This window comes from Hyphomonas sp. (assembly GCF_046313735.1).
Lineage (GTDB): Bacteria > Pseudomonadota > Alphaproteobacteria > Caulobacterales > Hyphomonadaceae > Hyphomonas.
In genome coordinates, this window is sequence record NZ_JBKBXW010000009.1 from 21,912 (window position 1) to 40,284 (window position 18,373).

The following is an 18,373-nucleotide window of genomic DNA, read 5'->3' on the forward strand; positions in this document are numbered from 1 at the left end:
GTCAGGCCCCCGGCTTCTTGCGGCGCACGCGCGGCCAGATCAGCCGCAGCCAGATCCAGAGCAGGGCGCCAATCAGCAGCAGCCAGGGCAGCCCCACCGCGAAGGCCGTGATGACAGCGGCCAGCGCGCTCGCAAGATTGTAGAAGAATCCGCTGAAGGCATCGCCCAGCGGTTTCAGGGCGCCTTGCGAGACCGGATTGCGCTTCGTTTCGTAACTGATCGACAGCCGGCTCATATCGACCCGCTGGCGCAGGGCGGCGAGCGTCGATTTCAGCGAGTCGATCTCGCCATTGACGCGCGCCAGCTCTCGCTCGGTCTCCAGCACATCCTTGAGTTCACCCGGCCGCGTCGCGAGCAGCTGTTCAAGACGTCCCTGCAGGGTTGTGAGCGCTTTCACGCGCGCATCGGTATCAACGATGGAAACGGTCAGATCTTCGGCGGTGGTCTGCCGGCTGGTAACCTCCCCGCGAACCGCCTGCACCTCGGCATCGATGCCGCCAAGGAAGCTCTCTATCCAGGCAGGCGTTGCCCGAAGGTTCAGGAAAGCTGAGGCCTCGTCCTCGGAATAGGCATACAGGTTTGAATTGGTCACGATACAGACGGACGGGCCAGCTGCGTTGCAGGCATCGATATGGCCCTGAAGGCTTGGCTCGATAGACCGCACAGGCAAGCGCAGACCGATTGAGTGGGCGTAGGCGATGTATTGCTGAGCGACGGGTTCACTGCCGCCGCCGCCAGCTTCGCCGCTGGCCATGTCGAACTTTGCGTCGGAGCGCTGCATGGCCATCTCAATCGGGGGCGCGGGGGCGGTTGCAACACGTCCGCCATCATATCCCGAGCCGCCGCACCCTGCGAGCAGCAGGGCTGAAAGTCCGCAAAACAAAGTTGTCCGTATCATGACAGGTTCCCTCCCCAAGGACTGGGCGTAAGGAGGCATCATCCGCATGAAAATGGCAAGAGGATGCTCTAAGCCGGGCGAATTGGCGCGGGCCGGGTTGCTATGGGCGGAAGCCGATGCGCCGCTCCCCCGTTTCCAGGCAACGCTGCGCATGGTGGATGAAATCCACGAGCAGGGGCCTTGTGTCCCGCGGGTCGATGATTTCCTCCGCAAGGAAACTTTCTGCCGTCCGGAACGGGGATCGGATCGCCTCGAACTTCCGGTAGAGCTGGGCTTTCAGCGCTTCAGGGTCTTCAGCTTCGGAAAGCTCCTTGCGGAACGCCGCCTCGATGCCGCCGGCCATCGGCAGGGACCCCCAGTCGCCGCTCGGCCAGCAGTACCGCCACTTCGTCCGGCTCTGGTTCATCATCGCCGATCCGGCAAGGCCGTAAGCTTTGCGGATGACGACGGAACAAACGGGCACATCGGCCTGATAGACCGCTGTCATCGCCCGCACACCGGCGCGGGTGACCCCGGCAGTTTCCGCCTTCACTCCGACTGCAAAGCCCGGACAGTCCACGAAATGAACGACAGGCAGGTGGAAGGTAGAGCAGAGGTCCATATGCCGGGTAACCTTGTCGCACACATCCGCTGTCCATGCGCCGTCCAGGAAGAACGGGTCGCCTGCGAGGATGCCGACCGGATAGCCATCAATCCGCGCAAGCCCGGCAACGATGCCCCGTCCCCAGTATTGCCCGATCTCGAAGAAGCTGCCCTTGTCAACGCTCGCTTCGATGATCCGGCGCGGCTTGTACGGCGTGCGCCCGTCCTTCGGGACGATTGACAAGAGGCTGTCATCACGCCGGCGCGGGTCGTCGGCAGGCGGCGTGCGCTCAGCCAGTTGGTGCACCGACAAGGGCATGTAGCTCAGAAAGCGCCGCGCTGCTGCGAAGGCATCCGCCTCTGTGTCGACGACGTTATCGACGGTGCCATTCATCGCCTGGATCTTCCAGCCACCGAGTTCTTCCTTGGTGACATCTTCACCGAGTGCGATCGCGACCGGTGGCCCTGCCACGAAGACCTGGGAGAGTTCCTTCACCATGATGCTGAAATGGCTCGCGGCCACCCGGCCTGCGCCCATGCCGGCGCATGGGCCGAGCGCCAGCGAGACAAACGGCACCTGCGTCAGGCCGTGGGTGATCTCGTTCCAGCCTGGCGTCTCTGGGATATAGGTGCGCGGATCCTTCTCCAGCATCTTGACGGATCCGCCCCCGCCGGTGCCGTCAATCATCTGCACCAGCGGCATCCGGTATTCGGCGGCCATCTTGATGGCCTGCACCATCTTCTGCCAGATCGAGGCGTCGGCCGCCCCGCCGCGCACCGTGAAGTCATCCGCCAGGATCACAGTGGGGCGGCCCTCCAGCGTGGCCCGGCCCATGACGGAGTTGGAGGGCATGAAGCTCGCGAGGTCCTCATCCAGCCCATACGTCGCCTTGCCGGCGATTTTGCCGATCTCATGGAAACTGCCGGGGTCGGCCAGGAAGGCGACACGCTCCCGGACGGTCAGCTTGCCGCGCCCACGCTGGCGGGAGACAGGCTCCTCGCCGCCCATTTCCTCTGCAAGCCGTTCCCGGCGGCGAAGTTCCTCAATTGCTTTTTGCCAGCTCATAGGCCCACCTGATTGACGTGCCGCCGCGCACGTCAAGGGATTCTTCTTGCCCGCGCGGCCCCGGTTTGCTTTACCCACAGCAGGTCTCAATCCAAGGAGGAAGCCTGATGGATCTCGCCCAACTCACCGCCCGCGCGTCGGAAGCACTCGCTGGCGGCAGCGATTTCAAGAAGAAGGTAAAGTTTGATTTCGGAAGCGTCGGCAAGCTGCTGATCGATGGTGCCGCCGGCAAGGTCGACAATTCCGATGATCCGGCCGACGCGACGATCTCGGTCAGCTGGGATGATTTCGTGAAAATCGCTTCTGGCGCAATGGATCCCACCATGGCGTTCATGCAGGGCAAGCTGAAAGTGGCCGGCGACATGTCGGTTGCCATGCAGCTGCAGTCGCTGATGAAGAAGCTCGCGGGCTGATCACGCGCCCAGGTGCTTGACGGATCGGGCCGCCCCGGGGGAGACCTCTGGGCGGCCCAGTCTTTTTTTGCCGGAACAAGCTGCCCCATGACCCAGACGCCCGAGCTTGACCGTTTCATCGACGTACCCGGGAATCCAGCACCGAAGGGCGCCGAGATCATCTGGTTTGAAGGCGGGGGAAACCGCCGGCTGCGGGCGTGTGCTGCGCCGGCTCTGTCGGCATCTTCGCCGCGGGGAACGGTCATCGTGTGCCCGGGGCGCACCGAGTTCATAGAAAAGTATTTCGAGGTTGGCCGTGAGCTGCAGCAGATGGGCTTTGCGGTTCTTATCCTCGACTGGCCGGGGCAGGGCTTGTCCGACCGTCTGCTGCCAGATGGCCGCAAGGGACATATCGACCGGTTCGAGACCTTCATGACCGCCCTTGCCAGCGGGCTGGAGACTTTGGATGAACGGCTACCGAGACCCTACGTCTCGCTCGCGCATTCGATGGGCGGCGCCATCGCGCTGGCCGCCATCGCGCAAGGGTTTGTAAAGGTCGAGGCGGCCGCTTTCTGCGCGCCGATGTGGGGCCTCAAATCGAAATTCTTCGGGATGCGCTACCTGGTCTGGGCGATGCGCGTGACAGGCCGATCGGGCGATTACGCCATTCAGCCCGGGCCGCCGGAGCGGTTCGAGACCAATATCGTCACGCATGACAAGCGCCGCTGGGAAATCCAGCGTGCACTCACGGATGCGCACCCAACGCTGGAACTGGGCCCGGTGACCTGGGGCTGGCTTGATGCCTCGCTGAACATCCTTGAGACCTTCACAAAACCTAAGGCCCTCGCGCGGGTGAATATCCCGGTCTTTGTCGCATCAGCCAGCGAGGAAAAGCTCGTCGACAACGCCTCCCACGCCGCCATCGCCGCGCGCCTGAAGGATTGCGAGCACATCACGGTCGAAGGCGCGATGCATGAAATCCTGATGGAAACAGACGACCGGCGCGCGGAATTCTGGGCGGGTTTCCAACGCCTCCTGAAGCGCGCAAACATCTGACAATTACAAAACAATACAAAACCAGACGGGGCGGAAATGGCAGTCATCTCACTCTCGCGGATCATCGCGCATTGGGCGGCAATCCTGCCGGACCGGGTCGCCCTTGCGCATGAGGGGCAAGGGGTAAGCTGGATAGAGTTTGAGCAGCGCACGAATCGCCTCGCGCGTGCCTACCAGGCGCTTGGCGTAAAGCCCGGAGACTTCGTGACGATCGCGCTGCCGAACGGGACCGAGTTCTTCGAGGCTTGTTTCGCAGTCTGGAAGGCTGGCGCAACACCGCAGCCCATTTCCGCGCGCCTGCCCAAGATCGAGCGCGACCAGATTGTCGAGATTGGCGCGCCAAGCCTCGTCGTCGGCGTGCAACCAGGTGAGTATCCGCAGTCTGCCTGCATTCCGGAACAGTTTGTGCCCGACGTGTCGCTCTCTGATGCGCCGCTGCCGGAAATGACAGCCGAGAGCTTCAAGGCGATGACCTCCGGCGGCTCGACCGGGCGGCCGAAGCTGATCGTTTCCAAGACGCCTGCGGCCGTCGATCCCGACCTGCCGATGCTCGAAATTGTCACGGGTGGCACAATGCTGATCCCTGGCCCGCTCTACCATAACGGCCCGTTCCTCTGGGCGATGCAGGCGCTGTTCCGTGGGTGCACGGTTGTTGTCACGACGCGGTTCGACGCCGAGGAAACGCTCCGCCTGATCGAAGCGCACAAGGTGGATGTGGTCTATACGGTGCCGACCATGATGCGCCGCATCTGGGCGCTGCCGGAAGAGACGCGCAGCCGGTATGACCTCTCCAGCCTGCGCGCGCTTTGGCATCTCGCCGCCCCATGCCCGGCCTGGCTGAAGGAGTGTTTCATCGGCTGGCTAGGGGCCGAAGTGATCTGGGAGCTGTATGGCGGCACTGAGGGGCAGGGGTCGACCATCATCCGGGGAACGGAGTGGCTCGCCCATCGCGGCTCGGTCGGCCGCCCGGTGGAAACGTGTGAGATGAAGATCGTTGGCGAGGATGGAGAAACGCTTCCACCCGGAGAAGTGGGTGAAGTCTTCATGCGTCCGCATACAGGTCAGGGCACCACTTATCGTTATATCGGCGCGGAGGCCAAGGCCATCGAAGGCGGCTGGGAAAGCCTTGGCGACATGGGCTGGATGGACGCCGAGGGGTATCTCTACCTGACTGACCGGCTATCGGACATGATCATCGTCGGCGGCGCCAATATCTACCCGGCCGAAGTCGAGGCCGCGATTGATGCTTATCCCGGTGTGCGCTCGTCGGCCGTCATCGGCTTGCCGGATGAGGACATGGGCGCGCGCCTGCATGCCATCATCGACCGTCCGGAGGGTCCGGCCAGCGACGCAGACATGCTGGCCCATCTTTCCGGCCGGCTGGTGCGCTACAAGGTTCCCAAGAGCTTCGAATATGTCGCCGAGGCTGTGCGCGACGACGCCGGCAAGGTCCGCCGCAAGGCTTTACGCGAGGCGAGGCTCGCTCCGGCCCCTTGACTTACCTAGGGGCGCCATAGCTCCCGTCCTGCCAGATTGGGAGGATCAAGACCATGAAAGTTGCAGCCGTAAAGAAGCCTGGCGGGCTCGACAAACTCGTCATCGAAACCCGCGACGACCCTAAGCCGAAGGCTGGCGAAGTTCTCGTCCGCGTGCGCGCCAGCTCGCTCAATTATCACGATTTCATTGTTGTCCTCGGGGGTATCCCGACACCCGACAGGCGTATCCCGATGTCGGATGGCGCCGGTGAGGTGGTCGCGGTCGGTGAGGGCGTCACGAAATGGAAGGCGGGAGACAAGGTCATCTCGCTCTTCTTCCCGAACTGGCAGTCCGGCCAGATTGAGGCCGCCGGTTTCCAGAGCGTCCCGGGCGACGGCGCCGATGGCTTCGGCTGCGAGCTTTATGCCGGCCCGGAAACCGCCTTCACCCGGATGCCGGAGGGATGGACGTTTGAGGAAGCTGCGACGCTCCCTTGCGCGGCGCTGACGGCTTGGCGCGGCATGTTCGTCGAAACAAAGACCAAGCCCGGTGACTGGGTGCTCGTACAGGGCACCGGAGGGGTCTCAATCTTTGCGCTGCAGTTCGCAAAGATGGCCGGCGCGCGCGTCATCGCGACCTCATCATCTGACGCCAAGCTGGAGAAACTGAAGAGCCTCGGTGCCGATCACGTGATCAACTACAAGGAAACGCCGGACTGGGGCAAAAAGGCCTTTGAACTGACCGGTGGCCGCGGCGTCGATGAAGTGGTCGAGATCGGCGGGCCGGGCACGATGGCGCAGTCGATCAATGCCTGCCGGCCGGGCGGGCACATCTCGCTCATTGGCGTGCTGACCGGCATTTCCGGCGAAGTGCCGACCGCTGCGCTGTTCTCGCGCAACATCACAGTGTCCGGCATCACGGTCGGCTCACGCCGCCACCAGGAAGACATGGTCGATGCGCTCAACGCCTCGCCCAGCCTTCGGCCCATCATCGACAGCCGCTTCCCGCTGGACCAGATCGCGGCCGCCTTTGCCCATCAGGCCAGCCAGCAGCATTTCGGCAAGATTGTCCTGACGATCTGATCCTGCTGCTTGCTGAACCGCCGGAGCGAAGCCCGCCTATTCGGCGGGCTTCGTCACGCGCAGGTCTTCCATGATGCTCTCGCCATCGGCGGTATCTGGATCGCCATTCTTCTTGTGAATGGCATAGACGACACCCGACAGGAGCAGGATGGCGATCAGGTTCGGGAACGCCATCGAGGCATTGGCGATGTCGCCGAAGCGCCAGATGAAGTCGACCTCCTGAAGGCTGCCGATAAAGATGATGATGACCCAGACATAGCGGAACGGCTTGGTGGCCCATTCGCCGGCGAGGAAGGTCGTCGCCTGCTCGGCATAGTATGACCAGCCGATGATCGTGGTGAAGGCGAACAGGGTCAGGCAGAGCGTGACCACCCATCCGCCGACTGGACCAGGCACGGCATCTGTGAAGGCCCGGTTGGTCAGGGTTGCGGCATCGGTGCCCTCAGCCATCCAGAGATGTGTCGTGGTCTCCGCAAGCCCGGCAGCGACAAAGGCCGGCTTCTCAAGCAGGGCCGGAGCGGTGGCGAATGTTCCCTCGGCGGTCAGGATCACCAGCGCAGTCATCGTGCAGAGCACCATCGTGTCGATAAACACGCCGATCATGGCGATCTCGCCCTGCTTGGCGGGGTTTTTCATCTGCGATGCCGCGTGGGCGATGGGCGCAGATCCCTGGCCGGCTTCGTTAGAGAACAGGCCGCGTGCCACGCCCGCCCGGATCGCCCAGAGGACGCCATAGCCTGCAAGCCCGCCGACTGCGCTTTCAAGCCCGAAAGCAGAGGCGAAGATCATGCCGAACGCGCCCGGAATATGGGGAATGTTCAAGAGCAGGATAACCGTACAGGCGAGCACATAGACGATCGCCATGGCCGGCACGAGGTTTCCGGCGACGCGCCCGATGGACTTGATCCCGCCTATGATCACCGCAAAGACGAGACCTGCGAGGATCAGGCCGAGCACCCAGATCGGGATTGAGAAGCCCGCGCCCTCGGCGACAGACTGGATATTTGCCGTCATCGCATTGGCCTGGATCATCCCGCCGGTGGCTGTGGCGGAGAAGATCGTGCCGATGCAGAAGATCGCAGCGAGCCAGGTCCAGTTCCTCCCGAGCCCTTTCTTGATGTAATACATCGGCCCGCCATTGATGCGGCCATTCTCGTCGATCTCGCGATATTTGATGGCGAGAGAGCTTTCGGCGAAGGCGAGTGCCATGCCGAAGATCGCCGTGATCCACATCCAGAAGATCGCGCCCGGCCCGCCAAGGGTGAGCGCGGTGGCCACCCCCACGATGTTCCCTGTGCCGACCTGCCCCGAAAGTGCTGTTGCGAGGGCCTGGAAGGGCGTGATGGCGGCCGCGTCGCCATTTCCCTTGCGGCCGCGCCAGACTTCCACAATCGCAGGAACAAACCGGCGCAGCGGCCGGCCGCCCAGGCGGATCATGAAAAACAGGCCGGTGCCAAGCAGGATGACCGCCATCGGACCGAAGGGCAGGACTTCTTCCCCGTTCCATTCGCCGCCCCAGATGAAGTTCGATATGTTTTCAACAGCGCCAGCAAACGCTTCGTAGAAATCTGCGAGCATGAGTGTGAGGCCTCCCCGGCGCCAATCTTGACCAATTCGGGGCACACTAGCCCGCTTCTCCTGCCTGTGAAGCCTGCGATTGCTGTCGGGGCAAGGGGATGGAGGAAGGTTCTTCCGGCTTGCCCGCTTTTGAGGCATAAGCCGCCGGATGACCGTCACCCTCAGCGCAAAGCCCCCCAAGGGTCTGTTTATCAGGACCTATGGCTGCCAGATGAATGTGTATGATTCAGAACGCATCCGCGATGTTCTGAAGCCACTGGGCTATGCCCCTGTGGAAAGCCCCGACGCGGCAGACCTTGTCGTCGTCAACACCTGCCATATCCGGGAAAAGGCGACCGAAAAGGTCTATTCCGAGCTTGGCCAGCTGAAACGCCTGAAAGAGGCGTCTGGCGGCCGCATGACCATTGCGGTCGCCGGCTGTGTTGCCCAGGCCGAAGGCGAGGAGCTGATCCGCCGCCAGCCGGCTGTCGATCTCGTGCTCGGCCCGCAGGCCTATCACAAGCTACCCGAAATGATCGCCCGCGCCAGCCGCGCCATCGGTGACCGGCTGGAAACCGAGTTTGACACGATCGAGAAGTTCGACGCCCTGCCGAAAACCCGCGAGGCAGATGGCCCCACGGCTTTCGTCTCGGTTCAGGAAGGGTGCGACAAGTTCTGCACCTTCTGCGTCGTCCCTTACACGCGCGGCGCCGAAATCTCCCGCCGGGTGGACGATATTGTTGCCGAAGTGCGCAGCCTCGCCGTCCAAGGGGTCCGCGAGATCACCCTGCTCGGCCAGAATGTGAACGCCTTCCATGGCGCGGCCCCGGCGATTGAGGGGCAGGGGGTATGGTCCCTTGGCCAGCTCTGCCGCCACATCTCCAAAGTCGGCGGGATAGAACGCATCCGCTACACGACCAGCCATCCGCGCGACATGGACGATGATCTGATCGCCGCCCATGGCGACACGCCCGCGCTGATGCCGTTCCTGCACCTGCCCGTCCAGTCAGGCTCCGACCGTATCCTGAAAGCCATGAACCGCGGCCATACGGCGGATGCCTACCGCGACATCATCGCCCGCGTGCGCAAGGCCCGGCCCGATATTGCGGTCGCCTCGGACTTCATCGTCGGCTTCCCCGGTGAGACGGATGCCGACTTCGAGGCGACGATGCAGCTGGTCCGCGATACCGGTTTCGCGATTGCCTATTCCTTCAAATACTCCTCGCGCCCGGGCACTCCGGCGGCAGAGATGCACGGCCATGTGCCGGAAGCGGTGAAGGATCAACGCCTTCAGGCGCTTCAGGCGCTGCTGCGGGAACAACAATCCGCGTTCAATGCGGCCCAGATCGGCCGGACGCTGCCGGTGCTCGTGACCGGCAAGGGCCGCAATCCCGGCCAGGCTCATGGCCGTTCGCCCTATCTGCAGGCTGTCCATTTTGACGGGCCGGACCATCTCACAGGCCAGATCGTGGACGTGAAGATCCGGGCTGCCAGCCTCAATTCGCTCACCGGTGAACTCGTATCGCTCCGCGAGGCCGCTCTGTGAGCGGAAAGCGCCGGTCTACCACAGAGACGGAAACGCCCCCCGTACGGCGCCTGTATGAAGTGCGCAATTCTGCGCGCCTGCAGGATCTGTGCGGCCCGCATCACCGTCATCTGACCCTGCTCGAAACCCGGCTGAAGGACTATGGCCTCAGCGCGGAGAGCCAGGGCGGCGGGATCCTGCTACAGGGAACCGATGAAGGTGTTTCCGTCGCCGAGGCGGCGCTCGCCGAATTTGAACGCCGCCTGCGCGGCGGCTCGGAGGCTTCGGAAATGGAACTCGACGGGGCGCTTGAGGCGGCGCAATCCCCCTCCCAATCCTTTTCCAGCCTGCGCGGCCTGAAGAAATCCGTCGCCGCGATGACGCGCGGACAGGCCCGCTATCTCGAAATGCTCGCCAATCCGGACAATGCGATGGTCTTCGGCGTCGGCCCGGCGGGCACCGGCAAGACTTATCTTGCGGTCGCGACCGGTGTGGCAGAGCTCAATGCCGGCCTTCGCCAGCGCCTGATCGTGACGCGCCCGGCGGTCGAGGCGGGTGAAAAGCTCGGCTTCCTGCCCGGCACGCTGGAGGAGAAGGTCGATCCCTACATGCTGCCGATCTGGGACAGCCTGCGCGAGCTGATGGGGCAGGAACAGATGGAGCGGCGCATGGCGCGCGGAGAGATTGAGGTTGCGCCGATTGCGTTCATGCGCGGCCGCACGCTCAAGAACGCCTTCGTCATCGTCGATGAAGCCCAGAACACGACCGCCGCCCAGATGAAGATGGTGCTGACCCGGCTCGGCCGCGACAGCCGCATGGTCATCACCGGCGACCCTGACCAGGTTGACCTGCCGGCGAGCCAGACGTCCGGCCTGCGCCAGGCGCTGCGGATTCTCGGTGAGGTCGAAGGCATCAGCGTGCACCGCCTGACGGCTGCTGATGTGGTGCGCCACGGCCTCGTCAGCCGTATCATCGACGCCTATGCCGCCGCCGGTGAGAGCTGATCTGCAACCCATGGTCTCGTTTGATCTGCTCATCGAGGACGAACGCTGGTCAGCGGCCGGCGATGTCGAGGCACTTTGCCGGGAAGCGCTCGAATTGGGCCTCGCGCTGGTCGAAGATGGCGGCGGCCGGCTCGCGATCCTTCTGACGGATGATGCCGCCTTGCATGACCTGAACCGCGAGTTTCGCGGAAAGGACAAGCCGACCGACGTGCTGTCATTCCCGTCCCTGCCGATGGACCGGCCTTTCCTCGGCGACATCGCCGTCGCCTTCGGTGTTGCGTCAGGCGATGCAGCGCGGCAGGGCAAGCCGCTTGGAAGCCATCTCATCCACCTGATCCTGCACGGATACCTCCACCTGCTGGGATACGATCATGAAACCGAAGCAGACGCCGCCGTCATGGAGGCACTCGAGACAAAGGCGCTTGCTTCGCTCGGTATTCCTGATCCATATCAAATCTGACCGGCAATGAGCGATTCAGACCCTTCCGACGCGGCGCCCTCAGGCCGATTACGCACCCTCTTCGGCTTCCGGAAAAAGGCTGTAGAGGACGCACCCGTTTCTGCTGAAGACGCGGCTGCAGCGGCCGCGCCGCAGGAAATGCGGCTCAGGCTCGCCGAGTTTGAAGAGTTGCGGGTCTATGACGTCATGGTCCCGCGCGCCGAGGTGAAGGCTGTCGAAGCCAGCACCAGCATTGATGAGCTGATTGCCTTCTTTGCAGAGGTCACTCACTCCCGATTGCCCGTGTTTCGGGAAAATCTCGATGACCCGATTGGCTTCGTCCACATCAAGGACCTTATCGGCGAACTCGCCAAGGATGGTCCGCCTGCCCGCCGGCCGCTCGAACGGCTGCGGCGCGAGGTGCTGTATGTTCCGCCATCGATGAAGCTGACGGACCTGCTCGTGAAGATGCAGGCCACCCGGATTCACCTCGCTCTCGTCGTTGACGAGTATGGCGGCACGGATGGCCTGGTCACGCTTGAAGACCTTGTCGAGGTCATTGTGGGCGACATCGAAGACGAGCATGACGAAGAGGAAGCGATGTTCGTGCGCCGCTCTGCGCGGGTGTGGGAAGCGGACGCGCGAACGGAAATCGACGATTTCCGCGAAGAGACCGGCATGGACCTCTCCCTTGAAGAGAATGACGCAGACATCGACACGTTGGGCGGGGTTGCCTTCGCCCTCGCTGGCAAGGTACCGCTGCGCGGAGAAGTGCTGAAACACCCTGGCGGAGCAGAGATCGAGATCATGGATGCGGATACACGGCGCATCCGGCGGCTCCGGTTGCGGCTGCCGGAGCTGGCGCCTCAGGCGGCTGCCGAGGAGTAGCCAGTCATGAACGTTGTCGTGCGCAGTCATGGCTTTACTGCGCTGGGTCCCCTGCATGAGGGCTTTGCGCGCCTTCAGGGGGTTGCCGCCGCCGGTGTCGCTTTCCTGCTCGGCGCGCTGGCCGCCGTGGCGTTCGCGCCTTTCCATTTCAGCGCTGTGCTGGCCATCTCGTTCACCGGGCTGATCTGGATGATTGACGGGGCCCGGGCATTGCCGCGCTGGGGCAGGGCGGTCTTCCTGAGAGGCTGGGCCTTCGGGACCGGTTTCTTTCTGGTGGGGTTGCACTGGACGGCGATGCCATTCCTGGTCGATCCCGCCCGCACCATCTGGTTCATCTGGATGCCGCTCGTGCTTCTGCCGGCGGGAATGGCGCTGATCTGGGGTCTTCTGACAGCCATGGCGGGGGCGTTCTGGTCTGCTTCGCCGTCGCGGATCTTTGTCTTCGCGCTCTTCTTTGCGCTCGCAGAATATACCCGGGGCCACCTGTTCGGAGGCTTTCCATGGAACCTGCCGGGCACAACCTGGATTCCCGGCGGCGCCATATCTCAGGCTGCCTCGCTTGGCGGAGTCTACTGGTTGACGCTGGTCACCGTGTTCGTGATGGCGTCTCCGGCCGCCCTCGTGGACACACGTGACGCCCGGGGTGTGCCGCTGCGTCTTGCGCCGGCCCTCATTTCCGTTGTCGTCCTCGCGCTTGGCTGGGCCTGGGGCGCCGAGCGCACGCAGGCGCCCTCACCGCTGACAGACAAGGCCATCGTTGTCATGGACGCCGGCGTTCCTCAGGACCAGTGGGACCGGATCGGGCCCGACCCGGTGCTCTACGAATATCTCCGGATGCTCACCTATCCCGACAGCCGGCCCGGCGATATTGTCGTCTGGCCCGAGAGCGCCGTGCCAGCTTACCTCCTTCAGGATGCAAACGCGCTGGATGCCATCGTTGCCTATATCGGCCAACGGACCCTGATTACCGGCACAACGCGGTATGAGCTTGGCCAGGCCGACAGCCGCGTCTTCTACAACAGCCTCGCCGTTCTGGACGAGACAGCCAACCAGACGGGTCCTCTCGCGCTTTATGACAAGCACAGGCTGGTGCCATTCGGCGAGCTCGCGGCGGTCAACTTCATTCCTTTCGGACAACAGCTCAGCGGGTTCCTGCCGCCTGCGATCCAGCGGCTTGCGGCGGACGGTTTCCGGCCTGGCGCAGGCGCAACCGCGATAGAGGCCGGTCCGCTCGCGCCATTCGTCGCCCTGATCTGCTATGAGGGCCTGTTTCCGGACATCCCGCGCGTCGCCAACATGGCGGACCGGGCGCAGTGGATGGTGCTCATCTCCAACGATGCATGGTTCGGGCGGGGAATGGGTCCTGCGCAGCATTATGCACAGAACCGCTACCGGTCGATCGAGACGGGCCTGCCGCTGGTGCGTGCCGCAAACCGGGGAACATCCGGGATCGTTGATGGGTTTGGGCGGGAAATCATGCGCACCGCCCCCGCCGAGACAGCGCCAGATGGCTGGGCCACCAGCTATGGCAGGGCCCGCCTGCCAGTGGCCGCAGACGTCACGCTCTACCAGTCCCGGGTCGGCGGAGCGCTCTTCTGGCTCACGCTCTGCCTGTTTGCCGGACTCGCCTTCCTGACGTGGAGGCGTTAAGCCGTTGACACGCAACGTGTGAACAGGCCGGGCAGATCATGTCGGAGAGCAAATCGCCGAGCGGGGTAGACCGCGCCGTCGGGCAGCGCATCCGCTGGCGCCGCCGCGAAATGAAGCTCACCCAGGAAAAACTCGGCGAGATCCTCGATCTGACTTTTCAGCAGGTCCAGAAGTACGAGAAAGGCGTGAACCGCGTTTCCGCTGGCCGTTTGTATGAGATCGCCTCGGTGCTGGACGTTCCGGTCGGCTATTTCTTCGAAGGACTCGGCGAGTCGGTACAGGCGGCAAATGCGGGCGTTGCCGAAGGTGAAGACGAGGAAGGTTTCCTCTCCCTCTCCCTGTCGAGCGAGGACCTCGAACTTATCGCGGCCTTCCAGAAGATCGGCGATGCGGCCCTTCGCAGATCCCTGCTTGATACCGTGAAGGCAGCGGCAAGTGCCACGGATACGCGCGATCATGATGCCTGATGCTGCGGACAGACCGTTGGTGCGCAGCTTTGGCCGCAAGGGCGGCCGTCCGTTGTCGCAGCGGCAGAAAACGCTGCTTGCAGAGCGCCTGCACCTCTGGGAGGTCCCCGCAGGGGACGCGCCAATCGACCCCGAAGTCCTTTTTCCCGGCACGCAGGACATCTGGCTGGAGATCGGCTTTGGCGGGGCTGAGCACCTGATCGCCCAGGCCGCGCGCCATCCGCAGGCCGGGTTGATCGGCTGTGAACCCTTCATCGAGGGCGTCGCCAAGGCTGTCGCGGGCATCGAGGATGCGGGTCTCACGAATGTCCGGCTGTGGCCCGATGATGCGCGGTTACTCCTGACGCGGCTGCCCGAGGCGAGCCTCGCCCGCGTCTTCATCCTGTTTCCGGACCCCTGGCCGAAGCGCCGCCAGCAAAAGCGCCGCCTTGTGCAGCCGGATTTCCTGCGGCTGCTGCGCAGCCGGATGCAGCCAGGTGCGCGGGTCCGGTTCGCAACTGATGTGCGCAGCTATGCCGATGAAGCGCTCCTTGCTTTCCTTTCCGCCGGCGGGTTCGAATGGACGGCAACAGTCGCCCGGGACTGGCAGGCAGCCCCCGAAGACCATGTGACAACCCGCTATGAATCGAAGCAGCTGGGCGATTGCCAGCCTGTCTGGATCGAGTGCGTTTCGGCCTGAACCTGTGGGATTTCCTTGACCTCTGGGCCCGGTTGTGTGCAAACTCGCGCATCGAAACCGGTCGGTCTGAATATCAAGACCCCGTCAGACCGACGGCCATGACTTTTCTCCTCCGCTTTCGATCGGCACGGCAAATGGGGCAATCCCGCACCCAGCCCGGCCACAGGAACGGTAAAGGAAGGCCATTATGGCAACCGGAAAAGTGAAATGGTTCAACGACCAGAAGGGTTTCGGCTTCATCAAGCCGGATGAGGGCGGTGCGGACGTGTTCGTTCACATCTCTGCGGTCGAGCGGTCGGGCCTTCGGACCCTCGCCGAGAACCAGGCGATCTCCTACGAACTCTTCAAGGATGAGCGCCGCGGCAAAACCTCCGCTGTCGATCTGAAGATCCTCTGAGGTTTCCAGGCTGACTGCGCCGCGTCGCCTCTGGCCTCTCGACAAGGCCTGAGAAAGCGATTATCTGGCGCCCAAGTCGAAATATATCGGCGGCGGGTCCGGAAACGGGTCCGCCGCTTTTCTTTAGCCCAGGAGTCTCCAGCCCCCGATGATCGCCCTGACCGAACAGGAGCGCCGCCTGCTTGATCTCATCCAGCCTGTTGCCAGCGGGCTGGAGATGGAGATCGTGCGCCTGCGCGTCTCCGGTGGGCGCCGGCCGCACCTGCAGGTGATGGCGGAGCGGGCTGGGGGAGCACCGACTGATGTTGAGGATTGCGCACGCCTCAGCAGGGCCCTTTCACCTGTTCTTGAGGCCGCCGATCCGATCCAGGACGCTTATGTCCTGGAAGTGTCGACGCCCGGCATTGACCGCCCGCTGACGCGCCCCGGTGATTTCGGCCGCTGGATCGGTCATTCGGCAAAGGTCGAGCTTGCGCGCCCGATTGATGGCCGCCGCCGCTTTACCGGCATCATCGTTTCCGAAGATGCGGACGGCGTGCACCTTGAGCTTGAAGACGATACCGAGCTTGTGGCCGGCGTGCACGAGATGAGCCGGGCGAGCCTTGTGCTGACCGATGAATTGATCGAGGCGGCCCGCGCAGCCGGAAACCTGCCTCCGCAGCCCGAAGACGAAGAATTCCTCGCCGGTTTTGAAATCGACGAGACGGAAGACGAAGAAGACCCAGAGACAGGAGATGTCCAATGAGCGCCATCGGCGTTTCGGCCAACCGGCTTGAAATCCTCCAGATCGCCAAGGCGGTCGCGGAAGAGAAGTCGATCGACCAGCGCATCGTCATCGAGGCGATGCAGGAGGCGATCGAGAAAGCCGCCAAGGCCAAGTACGGGCAGGAACATGACATCCGGGCGAAGATCGACCCCGTGACCGGCGAGCAGACGCTGTGGCGCGTGCAGACGGTCGTCGAGGAGGAAGCGTTCGAAGACGAAGCGAAACAGCTCCGCCTCGCCGAAGCGAAAAAGATCGACGCTTCGCTCGAGATCGGCAGTGAGCTGAAGGAAGAGCTTCCGCCCTTCGATTTCGGCCGTGTTGCCGCACAGACCGCCAAGCAGGTCATCACGCAGAAAGTGCGCGATGCGGAGCGCGAACGTCAGTATAATGAATACAAGGACCGTGTCGGCGAGATCGTCTCCGGCATCGTCAAGCGCGTCGAATACGGCCATGTGATCGTCGATCTCGGCCGCGCCGAGGGCATCATCCGCCGGAATGACGGTATCCCGCGCGAGAACTTCCAGCCGAACGACCGTGTCCGCGCTTATCTCTACAAGGTCAGCCGCGAGCTGAAAGGCCCGCAAATCTTCCTGTCGCGCGCTGCGCCCGACTTCATGCGCAAGCTGTTCGCCCAGGAAGTGCCGGAAGTTTACGAGGGTGTGATCCAGATCAAGGCCTGCGCCCGTGATCCGGGCAGCCGCGCCAAGATCGGTGTGATCTCGAATGACTCATCGATTGATCCGGTCGGCGCCTGCGTCGGTATGCGCGGTGCGCGCGTCCAGGCCGTGGTCGGAGAGCTTTCGGGCGAGAAGATCGACATCATCCCGTGGAGCTATGACGCCGCAACCTTCATCGTGAACGCGCTTCAGCCGGCGGAAGTTTCCAAAGTGGTGCTTGATGAAGACGAGCGCCGGGTTGAGGTCGTGGTCGCCGATGATCAGTTCCCGCTGGCCATTGGCCGGCGCGGCCAGAACGTCCGCCTCGCCTCGCAGCTCACCGGCTGGCAGATCGACCTGATCACCGAGACAGCCGACTCCGAGCGCTTCCAGAAGGAATTCCAGGAGCGGACCGAGCTGTTCATGAAAGCTCTTGATGCTGACGAAACCCTCGCCCAGCTCCTCGCTTCCGAAGGCTTCGAGACGGTCGAGGAGATCGCCTATGTTGCCCCGGATGACTTCATTACGATCGAAGGCTTCGATCAGGACGTCGCCGAGGAGCTGCAACAGCGCGCCCGGGACTTCCTCGAGCAGATGGCCGCCGAGAACGATGCCAAGCGCCGCGAACTCGGCGTCGAGGATGAGGTCATGGAGCTCGAGGGCGTGACACCGGGCTTTGCCGTCAAGCTCGGCCTGCAAGGCGTGAAAACCGTGGAAGACGTCGCTGGTCTCGTGCCGGACGACATCACCGGCTCCCGCGAACCCGGTCCGGACGGAAAGCCGGTCTGGGTCGAGGGCATCCTGAAGAAGGGCGAAATGCGCAAGGATGACGCGCAGATGTTCGTCATGAAGGCCCGCGTGGCCGCAGGCTGGATTGAGCCGGAAGCCATTGATGCCCTGCTCGCGCAGCAGGCCGACGCCGAACCGGCTGAACTTACCGAGGAAGAGCGCGCGCTGCTCGCCCTCGGCGAGCTTGGTAACTCGGTTGACGAAGAAGAGGACGAAGACGCCCTCGCCGAGGAGCTCGGAATCGATCTGGCAGACCTGGTAGCGGAGGGCGGTGACGATGAAACCGCATCCCGAGAGTGATCCCGGCCTGACCTCAGACATTGTAGATGACGGCCCGGTGCGGGAGGGTAAGTCTCCCGCGCCGGATCGCCAATGCGCCGTCACGCGCGAGCGGCTCCCCCGGTCCGCGATGATCCGTTTTGTGCTGTCGCCGGAAGGCGAGGTCACACCGGATATTCAGGCGCGGCTGCCGGGAAGGGGCGTCTGGATCAAGGCGGATCGGCAGGTTCTGGAAACCGGCGCGCGCAAAGGCGTTTTTGCCAGGGCGTTCAAGACAAATGTCCGCGCTCCGGATGGGCTGGCAGATTTCGTCGAACAGCTTCTCGCGCGGCGCTGCATCGAGCTTCTGGGCCTCGCCCGGAAAGCCGGCCAGGCGGTTGCGGGCTTCGATCAGGTCCGCGATGCCATAAGGGATGCGCGGCCTGCTGCCCTGCTTGAAGCATCGGATGGGGCTGAAGATGGGCGCCGGAAGGTGTATTTCCTTGCGGAAGCCTTATATACGGGCGTGCCAGTGGCTGGCGCACTCAGCGCTACGGAATTGGGCATGGCTTTCGGCCGTGACCATGTGGTACACGGGCTCCTCCGCAGGGGGGCACTTGCGGATAACTGGTCAAGCGCGTACCGCCGCCTGACCGGTTTCCGTCCGGCACCCGAACTGGAGTGGTTCCCGGATCAGGGCGCCTAGCGGAAGTCGCCGGAACGCACAGGCGTTGCGGCTTAGTTTA

General features: G+C 63.5%; 18 protein-coding genes. 15 read left to right on the forward strand and 3 right to left on the reverse strand.

The window, feature by feature from the left end:
- Position 1 precedes the first annotated feature (1 nt).
- Both ACK4SV_RS06080 and ACK4SV_RS06085 read right to left on the reverse strand, forming a co-directional pair.
- Entirely contained in the window at positions 2–781 is a 780-nt protein-coding gene (locus ACK4SV_RS06080) for a DUF4349 domain-containing protein (RefSeq protein WP_409916916.1), read from the reverse strand.
- 217 nt (positions 782–998) lie between these two features.
- Positions 999–2,546 carry an acyl-CoA carboxylase subunit beta gene (locus tag ACK4SV_RS06085; RefSeq protein WP_409916917.1) on the reverse strand — a complete coding sequence of 516 codons (1,548 nt, stop codon included), beginning with the start codon at positions 2,544–2,546 and terminating at the stop codon, positions 999–1,001.
- Positions 2,547–2,653: 107 nt separating this feature from the next.
- Here ACK4SV_RS06085 and ACK4SV_RS06090 point away from each other — a divergent pair, with 107 nt between their 5' ends.
- From ACK4SV_RS06090 to ACK4SV_RS06105, 4 genes are all read left to right on the forward strand, one after another.
- Positions 2,654–2,959: an SCP2 sterol-binding domain-containing protein gene (locus ACK4SV_RS06090; protein WP_409916918.1), complete on the forward strand. Its 306-nt coding sequence runs from the start codon at positions 2,654–2,656 to the stop codon at positions 2,957–2,959.
- An 87-nt stretch (positions 2,960–3,046) separates the two neighbouring features.
- Complete coding sequence (locus ACK4SV_RS06095) at positions 3,047–3,994, forward strand: alpha/beta fold hydrolase (protein WP_409916919.1); 948 nt, start codon at positions 3,047–3,049, stop codon at positions 3,992–3,994.
- A gap of 36 nt (positions 3,995–4,030) precedes the next feature.
- On the forward strand, positions 4,031–5,491 hold the full coding sequence (locus tag ACK4SV_RS06100; RefSeq protein ID WP_409916920.1) for an AMP-binding protein: 1,461 nt from the start codon (positions 4,031–4,033) through the stop codon (positions 5,489–5,491).
- Positions 5,492–5,544: 53 nt separating this feature from the next.
- Positions 5,545–6,552 carry a zinc-dependent alcohol dehydrogenase family protein gene (locus ACK4SV_RS06105; RefSeq protein ID WP_409916921.1) on the forward strand — a complete coding sequence of 336 codons (1,008 nt, stop codon included), beginning with the start codon at positions 5,545–5,547 and terminating at the stop codon, positions 6,550–6,552.
- Positions 6,553–6,588: 36 nt separating this feature from the next.
- Here ACK4SV_RS06105 and ACK4SV_RS06110 read toward each other — a convergent pair whose 3' ends face one another.
- Entirely contained in the window at positions 6,589–8,130 is a 1,542-nt protein-coding gene (locus tag ACK4SV_RS06110) for an alanine/glycine:cation symporter family protein (protein WP_409916922.1), read from the reverse strand.
- 148 nt (positions 8,131–8,278) lie between these two features.
- Here ACK4SV_RS06110 and miaB point away from each other — a divergent pair, with 148 nt between their 5' ends.
- The 11 genes from miaB (at position 8,279) to ACK4SV_RS06165 (ending at position 18,333) form a co-directional block, all read left to right on the forward strand.
- The gene (miaB, locus tag ACK4SV_RS06115) at positions 8,279–9,655 is read left to right on the forward strand and encodes a tRNA (N6-isopentenyl adenosine(37)-C2)-methylthiotransferase MiaB (RefSeq protein WP_409916923.1); all 1,377 of its coding nucleotides are present in this window, start codon (positions 8,279–8,281) and stop codon (positions 9,653–9,655) included.
- Positions 9,652–10,638: a PhoH family protein gene (locus ACK4SV_RS06120; RefSeq protein ID WP_409916924.1), complete on the forward strand. Its 987-nt coding sequence runs from the start codon at positions 9,652–9,654 to the stop codon at positions 10,636–10,638. Before miaB ends, ACK4SV_RS06120 begins: the two co-directional genes overlap by 4 nt.
- Positions 10,639–10,648: 10 nt before the next feature.
- On the forward strand, positions 10,649–11,098 hold the full coding sequence (gene ybeY / locus ACK4SV_RS06125; protein WP_409916925.1) for an rRNA maturation RNase YbeY: 450 nt from the start codon (positions 10,649–10,651) through the stop codon (positions 11,096–11,098).
- Between the two features lie 6 nt (positions 11,099–11,104).
- A complete protein-coding gene (locus tag ACK4SV_RS06130) occupies positions 11,105–11,965 on the forward strand; it encodes a CBS domain-containing protein (RefSeq protein ID WP_409916926.1) in 861 nt (286 codons plus the stop codon).
- A gap of 6 nt (positions 11,966–11,971) precedes the next feature.
- A complete protein-coding gene (gene lnt / locus ACK4SV_RS06135; protein WP_409916927.1) occupies positions 11,972–13,615 on the forward strand; it encodes an apolipoprotein N-acyltransferase in 1,644 nt (547 codons plus the stop codon).
- Between the two features lie 38 nt (positions 13,616–13,653).
- Positions 13,654–14,082, forward strand: a complete 429-nt coding sequence (locus ACK4SV_RS06140; protein WP_409916928.1) for a helix-turn-helix domain-containing protein — start codon at positions 13,654–13,656, stop codon at positions 14,080–14,082.
- Complete coding sequence (trmB, locus tag ACK4SV_RS06145; RefSeq protein ID WP_409916929.1) at positions 14,072–14,761, forward strand: tRNA (guanosine(46)-N7)-methyltransferase TrmB; 690 nt, start codon at positions 14,072–14,074, stop codon at positions 14,759–14,761. The genes ACK4SV_RS06140 and trmB overlap by 11 nt, the downstream gene beginning before the upstream one ends.
- Positions 14,762–14,948: 187 nt before the next feature.
- Positions 14,949–15,158: a cold-shock protein gene (locus tag ACK4SV_RS06150; RefSeq protein WP_409916930.1), complete on the forward strand. Its 210-nt coding sequence runs from the start codon at positions 14,949–14,951 to the stop codon at positions 15,156–15,158.
- A 148-nt stretch (positions 15,159–15,306) separates the two neighbouring features.
- Complete coding sequence (gene rimP, locus ACK4SV_RS06155) at positions 15,307–15,903, forward strand: ribosome maturation factor RimP (RefSeq protein ID WP_409916931.1); 597 nt, start codon at positions 15,307–15,309, stop codon at positions 15,901–15,903.
- Positions 15,900–17,669, forward strand: coding sequence for a transcription termination factor NusA (gene nusA, locus ACK4SV_RS06160; protein WP_409916932.1), 1,770 nt, complete (start codon positions 15,900–15,902; stop codon positions 17,667–17,669). The genes rimP and nusA overlap by 4 nt, the downstream gene beginning before the upstream one ends.
- Entirely contained in the window at positions 17,647–18,333 is a 687-nt protein-coding gene (locus ACK4SV_RS06165) for an RNA-binding protein (RefSeq protein WP_409916933.1), read from the forward strand. Before nusA ends, ACK4SV_RS06165 begins: the two co-directional genes overlap by 23 nt.
- The last annotated feature ends 40 nt before the right edge of the window (positions 18,334–18,373 follow it).

Coding starts and splice junctions, on each gene's coding strand:
- ACK4SV_RS06165 (WP_409916933.1), top strand. CDS start 17,647: ATGAAACCGCATCCCGAGAGTGATCCCGGCCTGACCTCAGACATTGTA.
- ACK4SV_RS06110 (WP_409916922.1), bottom strand. CDS start 8,130: ATGCTCGCAGATTTCTACGAAGCGTTTGCTGGCGCTGTTGAAAACATA.
- ACK4SV_RS06130 (WP_409916926.1), top strand. CDS start 11,105: ATGAGCGATTCAGACCCTTCCGACGCGGCGCCCTCAGGCCGATTACGC.
- trmB (WP_409916929.1), top strand. CDS start 14,072: ATGATGCCTGATGCTGCGGACAGACCGTTGGTGCGCAGCTTTGGCCGC.
- nusA (WP_409916932.1), top strand. CDS start 15,900: ATGAGCGCCATCGGCGTTTCGGCCAACCGGCTTGAAATCCTCCAGATC.
- rimP (WP_409916931.1), top strand. CDS start 15,307: ATGATCGCCCTGACCGAACAGGAGCGCCGCCTGCTTGATCTCATCCAG.
- ACK4SV_RS06085 (WP_409916917.1), bottom strand. CDS start 2,546: ATGAGCTGGCAAAAAGCAATTGAGGAACTTCGCCGCCGGGAACGGCTT.
- ybeY (WP_409916925.1), top strand. CDS start 10,649: ATGGTCTCGTTTGATCTGCTCATCGAGGACGAACGCTGGTCAGCGGCC.
- ACK4SV_RS06080 (WP_409916916.1), bottom strand. CDS start 781: ATGCAGCGCTCCGACGCAAAGTTCGACATGGCCAGCGGCGAAGCTGGC.
- ACK4SV_RS06095 (WP_409916919.1), top strand. CDS start 3,047: ATGACCCAGACGCCCGAGCTTGACCGTTTCATCGACGTACCCGGGAAT.
- ACK4SV_RS06140 (WP_409916928.1), top strand. CDS start 13,654: ATGTCGGAGAGCAAATCGCCGAGCGGGGTAGACCGCGCCGTCGGGCAG.
- lnt (WP_409916927.1), top strand. CDS start 11,972: ATGAACGTTGTCGTGCGCAGTCATGGCTTTACTGCGCTGGGTCCCCTG.
- ACK4SV_RS06100 (WP_409916920.1), top strand. CDS start 4,031: ATGGCAGTCATCTCACTCTCGCGGATCATCGCGCATTGGGCGGCAATC.
- ACK4SV_RS06090 (WP_409916918.1), top strand. CDS start 2,654: ATGGATCTCGCCCAACTCACCGCCCGCGCGTCGGAAGCACTCGCTGGC.
- miaB (WP_409916923.1), top strand. CDS start 8,279: ATGACCGTCACCCTCAGCGCAAAGCCCCCCAAGGGTCTGTTTATCAGG.
- ACK4SV_RS06150 (WP_409916930.1), top strand. CDS start 14,949: ATGGCAACCGGAAAAGTGAAATGGTTCAACGACCAGAAGGGTTTCGGC.
- ACK4SV_RS06105 (WP_409916921.1), top strand. CDS start 5,545: ATGAAAGTTGCAGCCGTAAAGAAGCCTGGCGGGCTCGACAAACTCGTC.